Raw genomic sequence first — 7,586 nt, 5'->3', positions numbered from 1 at the left:
GCGCTGCCCCTCATCCGCCCTTCGGGCACCTTCTCCCCGTGAACGGGGAGAAGGAAGAGGTGCCAGGCTCACGCATTCCATAGCCCCTTTTTCTTCATCTCCTCCATCTCGCGCGCGGCTCGCTCGCGCAGGCGGGCGTCGCGCAGCAGTTTTTGCACGGCGGAGTCGTCGGACTTGTCGGAATAGCGGAACTCCGAGTCGGCATAGCGGTTGATCTCCTGCATGACCATGTCCATCGAGAACGGCCCGCGCAGTTCCTCGATCATCGCTTTCTTCTCGTCGTAGCCCTTGTGCATGAAGACCTCCGGCTTCTCGAACCAGTCGTCGGGAAGCTCGATGTCCATGGCGCGCATCTTGATAGCGTCGGTGACGTTCTTGATGGCGCGGCCGGTGAAGCGGGGCTCGGCATCCTTGATCAGGTGCAGATAGGTGCCGATGTCGGCCATCGATTTCGGTGCGCCGTTCTCCTTCATGTAGCGCTCGTAGACCTTCATCAGCCCGTCTTCTTGCGGCCTATCGTGCTCCTCATAGGCTTCGGTCACGGCGCGCTGGATTTCCTGCGCGGCGTAGAGATCGTGGTCGCCGAGCGGGATCTTGTGGTTTTTTCCCGCCAGCAGGACAAAAATGTCGATGTAGTCGTTGCGGCTCTGCGGCCCGTCGACCAGCCAGCGGGCGCCGGCGCGCTGGCGCAGCGCGTCGTCGACATTTTCGGGATAGTTGGAGAACATGCCGAACGAGCAGTTGCCGCGCACCACGGTCGCGGCACCGGCGAAGGCATCCATCAAGACGCCGGTGATTTCCTGCTGGCCGGCCGAGGCGCGGTCGTCTGAGCGGCGCGCCGCCACCTGGTCGATGTCGTCGATGGTCCCGAATCCGATGACGCGCGGGTTCAGCACATTGTTGATGAACTGGCGGCAGTTCTGGCCTGATTTGCCCTGATAGGACGAGATCTGGTCGACGCCGAAATTCTCGTAGGCGAAGGGATAGCCGGCGACCTGGCAATAGCCGTTGACGAGGCCGGCGATCATCTGGATCAGCGTCGTCTTGCCGGTGCCGGGGGCGCCGTCGCCAATGAAGGTGAACAGGAAGCCGCCGAGTTCGACGAACGGATTGAGTTCGCGCTCGAAGTCGTAGGCCATCAGCATCTTGGCGAGCTTGACCGACTGGTATTTGGCGATGTGGTTGCCGACGACCTCTTCCGGCTTCTTGAATGTCATCACCAGCGGTTTTGAACGCTTGCCCGGCGCGACGTCGAAACCATCGAGGGTGAAATCGTCGGCATCGATACGGATATGCGCGTTCTCGAACGGGCCGATGCCGTCGAAGCGGCCCTTGCGGGCCAGAAGCCCGTCGATGGCGACGCGGGCGAAGGCGCGCGCCCTTGTCATCAGGTCGGCGTCGTCGGACGATCCCGAGATCGCCTTGTCGAGGCCTGCCAGGATCGACTTCACCGCATCCTGCGGCGTATCGAACAGGAAGTCCGGTTCGGGACTGTCGTTGGGCGCCTCGCCGTCGCTGTCGATCAGCTGGAATAGGTAGGAGGCGAGGCTGAAGGCCGAAATGTAAGCCGAGGCCGACAGAAGCTTCTTGAAGGTGGACGCCTCGTCGCCCTCGAGCGGCGCGCGGGTGTTCTTGGCCTGCAGACTTTCAAGGTCCGAGCCCTCGGCAAAGACGTCCGATATTGCCAGCGCGATCGCCGTGCCGCGCCGGGCGCGAAACAGGAGCGTGTGCTGCGGGATGGTCAGCAGCTGGTCGTCGGGATGAACGGCGCCGACGGTCTTGGCCAGCTCGACCTCGCGCGTGCGGCGCACCGAACCGACCGAGACGGTCGAAACGAAGCGGCGATTGGTGCCGGCAAGTGCTGTGCCGGAGGAGCTAGACGGGTCCTCCAGCACGACGACACGGGTGATGAAGCTCTGCGCGGTGGCGCGGTGCTTCTCGATGGCGGCTTCCGGGATGGTAGTCAGGCCGGTATCCATGAAGGGTGCTCCGTGGTGTGACGGTCAGACGTCTGAGATGACCTGTCCGTTGGACAGGATGTGAACCTTGTAGCCGGCAAAGATCTTCTGTGCCTCGCCGGCGGCGTAGAGCGCCTGATAGGCCTCGTGCGGGATCAGCGCATGGTTTTCGTAGCTCGACACGCCCTGGCGCGCGGCTTCCAGATCGTCGGTGTTGATGAAGAATTCCTGCGTCGTCTTCTCGCTGGAAAACAGCCCCTTGCGGCCGGGTTTCTCGGCCTTGGAATAGACTTCCTGGATGGTCCAGGTCAGCAGCCAGGCATTTTCGGGCTTGCGCACCTTGGCCAGGACTTCGGTCACCGTCGAATTGTTGTCGGTGATGCCAGCCGAATAGAACGGGCCGAGCACGACGCGGCGCAGCTGCTTGGGATGCAGCGGCTCGAAATCCTTGTCGAGATTGACCGCGATGGTCGCCGGCGACAGCGTGTAGGCGGAGTTCTTCTCGGTGAAATCGTCGAAACGGTGGGCAAGCTCGGGATTGAGCAGGCCATCGACCGGCAGAGGAATGTCGATTGTCTCGTTCAGCTTGCCGTTTCTGTCGACGAGCTGGCGGATCATCGTTTCGGACGAATCCTCCACCGTCACCATGTAGACCAGAGGCAGGTTGGCGCTGCCGTCGAACGTCGCCCAGTGGACGAGATAATAGGGCCGCCCCGTCTTCGGATTGACCGAGACCTTGGCCGTTTGCGCCAGGGTGAACGGGCCAAACGTGTTCTCGTTTTTCACGTCCTCGAGATAAAGCCGCTCGGCTATCGACTTCTGCAGCGCCGCGGGGAATTCCTTGTGGCGCAGGATGAAGTCGGCCATTTCCTCGCGCAACTCGCCGGCGAGCGGAATGTTGGCAAGCCGCGCGTCGGCCTGGCGTCGGTCGTTTTCCAGTTCGAGCAGGTTCTGGAACACCGGAAATCCGCTTTCGGCGCGCGAAATGCGGAATGTGTCCATGAAGCCGAGCCGGTTGCGCCAGCAGGAAAACGACTTGTCGAGCCTGGCGATGTGTTCGGCGACGATCTTGGCGACGATGCCGTGCCGGTAGAGCGGCGAGCGATCGTCGCGCATGAACACTTCAAGGCCGCTGAGCGCGGCCGTGATGGCGGAAAAATACCGTGCCGCCGCTTCGTTTTCGGGGGTCATGCCTGGTCGCTCGCGGGCAGTGCTGTCACCCTTAAGACTGCACGTAGTTAGCCGAATTGTGCTTCTTCAGCACCTCGTCGAAGCGGCGGGCGAAGGCATCGTCGGCCAGCTTCTTGCGGCGCTGGATATCGGCGGTGGCGACCATGTTCTTCTCGTGCATCTCAAGCAGGTCACCGATGTGCTTTTGCGAAGCAGCACCGATACCGGCCATGGTTTCCTCGGCGGTGTTGTCGACCTGGCTGCCCAGCGTGTTGATCTTGTGGGCGACGTCCTGCTGGGCGGCGGTCTTCAGCGAATCTTCCAGCGCCTTGTAGAGCACGATGCGCTGCTCGGTATCGATGGTCAGCTTGTTGATCAGCGTCGATTGCGCGGCGATCTGGTTGTTGAGCGAATCGACGAAGGTCTGGAACATCGAGGTGTAGCGCTCGAGCGTCTGGCTCTCGGCCAGCAGCTCCTGCTCCTTGGCCTGCTTTTCGTTGTATTCCGTCGCCAGCTTGGAGCGTTCGCCTTCGAGCTGCGTGCGGTCCTTCTGGCTGGTCGAAGCGGCGATCTTGTTTTCGATGTCGAGCAGCATCGGGTTGAGCTCCTCGATGCGCTTCTGCACGGCTTCTAGGTTGGTCATGGTGGTCTTGCGGCGCTCGATCACCTGCGACAGGCTGGTTTCCGAGGTCTTGTAGCGTTGGTCGAGGACCTCTTTCTGCGCCTTCAATATGCCGACGATGGTGTCGGATTTGACCAGCAGTTCCTGCAGATTGCCGGCCAGCGACATGTTGCGGACGCGGTCGGTGCGCATGCGCTGCTTGCTCTGGCTGGAGAAGATGCCGATGAATTTTTCCCAGCCGGTGTAGTTCTTCATGCTCTCGAACTCGGCGCCGAAGACGTTGGTGGCGTCCTCCAGCCCGATGATCAGGTCGGCAATGTTGCCTTCCATCACCTTCTGCTGCTTCAGCACATCCTCGATGCGGGCGTTCTCGAGGTCGAAATTGGCGTCGCCGATCTTCTTGTCTGATGTGGCAAGCGTATCAAGCATGGTGCCGGATTGCTCGATCTTGGAGCGCATGTCCTGCACGACCTGCTTGGTCTTGGCAATTTCGGCGTCGAAATTCTGCAATGTCGCCATTGGGGCCTCCCGCTTCGGCATGACGTCGCTGGTCGCGAACAGCGGCGAATATATGTGGGGCATCAGGGGATTGAAAGACGTGAAGATAAGGGCGGCGTGAAAACAAAAAAATTCGTCAGGGTCTTGAAAGCCAGTGAAGGCGTGGGCTTAGCGTGATTAGCTTGCCGACCAGCCATAGTTCAGCTGTCATTGAACTTTCATGCGGCAAGGCGAAGGCGCACGGATGCCTTTGTATTGGGCAAACCACCGAAGCAATCGCGGCCGCGATATGCGAGGAGAAAGCCGGTTTTACAGAGCTGGCGAACAGCGGATCAGGGCTTGGGATCGGCCTTCAGATAGGCGATGACATTGGCGATGTCGTCGTCCTTGGTCAGGCCGGCAAACGCCATCTTGTTGCCGGGCACTTTCAGCTTGGGTGCCCTGAGATACTCGGCGAGATTGGCTTCATCCCAGACCAGGCCGGCGGCGCCGGCACTCTTCATCGCCTCGGAATAGCGGCCAAGATAACTCTCGGCGCTACCGGCGGTGCGGCCAACGACGCCCAACAGATGCGGACCGACCTTGTCGCGGTCGGTGGCTGCTTCATGGCAGGCCATGCACCGGCTGAAGGCCTTCTTGCCCAGGGCCGGGTCGCCGCCGGCATGGGCCACAAGCGAGCTGGCGAGGAGAAGGATGCTGGCGGACGAAGCGGCTCTTAACATGCTGCCCCCGGAGAGTTCTGGCTGGCGGCCTTATAGTACCGAGCCTTTAACAAACGCTGCATCGCGGCGGGATTGCGGAAGACAGGCCCGCGAGTCAGGCCTGTTGTGCCAGATCGCGGCGCAGGAAATCATTCAGCCGCTCGACCGCCTGGGTCGTCGACAGCGGGTTGCGCAGGATGCCGATTTCGAGGTCCGGCAGCACCGGCAGCCCTTCATTGCCGCCGACGATGCGCAGCGATGGCGGTACGCTGCGCATCGCAAGGCCAGCCACCGCGAGCCCGGCCTGGACGACGGCGATCAGGCCAAGCAGAGAGGCGCTTGAATAGGTACAGCGATAGGAGCGGTCGGCATCGCCAAGCGCCTGCAGGACATTCATCCTGGCGGCGCAGCCCGGTTCGAACAAAGCGACCGGAAGCGGGTCGGCCTCCCAGGCGACATGGTTGGGCGAGGCGACCCAGACGAAGCGTTCCAGCCGGATCACCTCAAGCGGCTGCTCCGGCAAGCGGGTGATGATCGCCAGATCCAGCCGCCCCTCCGCCAGCGTCTTCACCAGCGCGGTCGACTGTTCGCAGATCAACTCCACCGTCACCAGGGGATGCTCCGCCGCGAAGCGTGAGAGCACGGGCGGCAGGAGGAAGGCGGCATAATCGTCGGGCACCCCCAAGCGGACGCTGCCTGTTTCCTTGGGCCGGGTGACGCTTGCCCAGGCTTCATCCGACAGTTTCAGCAACCGGCGCGCATAGATCAGGAAATCCTCGCCGATCGCGTTGGGAGTGACGGTTCTGGGACCACGCACCAGAAGCTGGTTGCCGACCATCTCCTCCAGCCGCTGCATCTGCATGCTGACCGCCGACTGGCTGCGGCCGACCCGAGGTGCTGCATTGGAAAGGCTGCCGCTCTCGACGACGGCGACAAAGGTTTTCAGCAGATTGAGATCGAGTGGCGTGGCCATGGTGCTATCAGCATATCGAATAGGTTATTCCAAATCTATTCGCTTGTTTGAAGGTGGCGCTAGTGAGCAGATGGTTGGGATCGCTGGTAACCACCACATGACGGACGCCTCGACAGCCCGCTTCCCGGCCGCGAACCTTGCTCTGGCAATGGTGATCGCAGGCACGGTCGGCGCCTTCGCCACGGAATCGGGGCTGCATCCCGTTGCCGTCGTCTTCTGGCGATGCGTGTTCGGCGCGATCTTCCTTCTCGTATGGTGCCTGTTGCGCGGCTACCTGCCGGATCGGACGCTGTTGCCGTCCCGGCTTGCCCTTGCAGCACTTGCCGGCGTGTGCATGGTGCTGAGCTGGACGGCCTTCTTCGCAGGCTTCGCCATGACGTCGATCGCCACGACGACGATTATCTACCATATCCAGCCGTTTTTCGTGGTCCTGATCGGCGTGGTCTTCCTAAGGGAACGCATCTCGCCCGACCAACTGCTGTGGATGCTCGGTGCGTTTCTCGGCGTCGTGCTGGCCAGCGGCCTCGTTTTCGCGCACGGTCATGCCGATGCCAACTGGGTGCCGGGCATTGCGCTGACGCTGGGCGGCGCACTGCTCTATGCCGTTACAACGATCCTAGCCAAAGGCCTGGGCCAGCAGCGCGCCGAAATCACGGTACTCTGCCAAACACTGGTGGGGGTCGTCATGCTCGCCCCGTTCGCCGGCATCGGCCAACATATTGCGCCTGCGTCATGGGGCTGGCTGCTCGGCATCGGCGTGCTGCACACTGGCATCGCCTATGTGTTGATGAATTCGGCCTTCCCACGCCTGACGACACCGGTGATCGGCGTCATCACCTTCATCTATCCGGTCGTCGCCATCATCGTCGACTGGGCTATCTATGGGCATCCGCTCGGACCGGCGCAGGCAGCCGGCATGGCACTGATTGCGCTGGCAACGCTTGGTGTGCGGCTTGGCTGGCGGTTTCCAAGACGGCGTGTCTCGACCGTGTGAGCCCGAAGCAATTCCCGGGAAAGCACATAGCGCTTCCCCTGGAATTGCTCCATTAACCAAGAGACAGAGTCAGCCTTTGATAAAGCCGATGAAATCGTCTGGCGTGGCGCGGCCCATCTCTTCCTCCCAGTGGCGGCGGCAGAGCGAGACATAGACATCCTTGCCGATTGCCACCTGCTCGCCCTGGCGCGCCACCTTGCCATCGGGGCCGAGGCGCACGACCATCGTCGCCTTGCGGCCGCATCGGCAGATGGTGCGCACTTCGCGCAAATCGTCGGCGATGGCCAGCAGCGCGCGCGAGCCGGAAAACAGCTTGCCCTGGAAATCGGTACGCAGGCCGTAGCACATGACCGGGATGTTCAACCGGTCGGCGATGCGGGCGAGCTGCCAGACCTGCTCCTCCTCGAGGAACTGCGCCTCGTCGACGAAGACGCAATGCACTGACGTATGCGCGTGATGCTCGGTGACGCGGGCGAACAGATCGTCGCCATCGCGGAACATCTCGGCTTCCGTCTCCAGGCCGATGCGCGACGAGATCAGGCCGGTGTCGCCCTTGCGGTAGTGGCCGGCGACGAACAGCATCGTGCCCATGCCGCGCTCGCGATAATTGTAAGAGGCCTGCAAGAGCATCGTCGTCTTGCCGGCGTTCATCGTCGCATAGTGGAAGTAC

At 62.0% G+C, this 7,586-nt stretch carries 7 protein-coding genes; 1 reads left to right on the top strand and 6 read right to left on the bottom strand.

The features are described 5' to 3' along the window. Window positions 1-68: 68 nt before the first annotated feature. The 5 genes from EN750_RS10805 to EN750_RS10785 form a co-directional block, all read right to left on the bottom strand. Entirely contained in the window at window positions 69-1,979 is a 1,911-nt protein-coding gene (locus EN750_RS10805) for an ATP-binding protein (RefSeq protein ID WP_127396408.1), read from the bottom strand. A gap of 24 nt (window positions 1,980-2,003) precedes the next feature. Then, a complete protein-coding gene (locus tag EN750_RS10800) occupies window positions 2,004-3,149 on the bottom strand; it encodes a hypothetical protein (RefSeq protein WP_127326769.1) in 1,146 nt (381 codons plus the stop codon). 31 nt (window positions 3,150-3,180) lie between these two features. Next, on the bottom strand, window positions 3,181-4,269 hold the full coding sequence (locus EN750_RS10795) for a hypothetical protein (protein WP_127266549.1): 1,089 nt from the start codon (window positions 4,267-4,269) through the stop codon (window positions 3,181-3,183). Window positions 4,270-4,580: 311 nt separating this feature from the next. Further along, window positions 4,581-4,970, bottom strand: coding sequence for a cytochrome c family protein (locus tag EN750_RS10790; RefSeq protein WP_127396407.1), 390 nt, complete (start codon window positions 4,968-4,970; stop codon window positions 4,581-4,583). A gap of 94 nt (window positions 4,971-5,064) precedes the next feature. Further along, window positions 5,065-5,922 (bottom strand): LysR substrate-binding domain-containing protein, encoded by an 858-nt coding sequence (locus EN750_RS10785; protein WP_127266551.1) that lies wholly within the window; start codon window positions 5,920-5,922, stop codon window positions 5,065-5,067. A 97-nt stretch (window positions 5,923-6,019) separates the two neighbouring features. Between EN750_RS10785 and EN750_RS10780 the strand changes: the two genes are divergently transcribed. After that, window positions 6,020-6,916 (top strand): DMT family transporter, encoded by an 897-nt coding sequence (locus tag EN750_RS10780; RefSeq protein WP_127396406.1) that lies wholly within the window; start codon window positions 6,020-6,022, stop codon window positions 6,914-6,916. A 69-nt stretch (window positions 6,917-6,985) separates the two neighbouring features. On the opposite strand, the gene EN750_RS10775 is transcribed toward EN750_RS10780, so the two are convergent. Beyond that, window positions 6,986-7,586: thymidine kinase (locus EN750_RS10775; protein ID WP_127396405.1), on the bottom strand; the 601-nt coding region annotated here is incomplete at its 5' end.

The organism is Mesorhizobium sp. M7A.F.Ca.ET.027.03.2.1 (assembly GCF_003999175.1).
In the GTDB taxonomy this organism is placed as follows: domain Bacteria; phylum Pseudomonadota; class Alphaproteobacteria; order Rhizobiales; family Rhizobiaceae; genus Mesorhizobium.
Note: the sequence above shows the minus strand (reverse complement) of the source record. Positions and strands in the feature narration are given on the sequence as shown.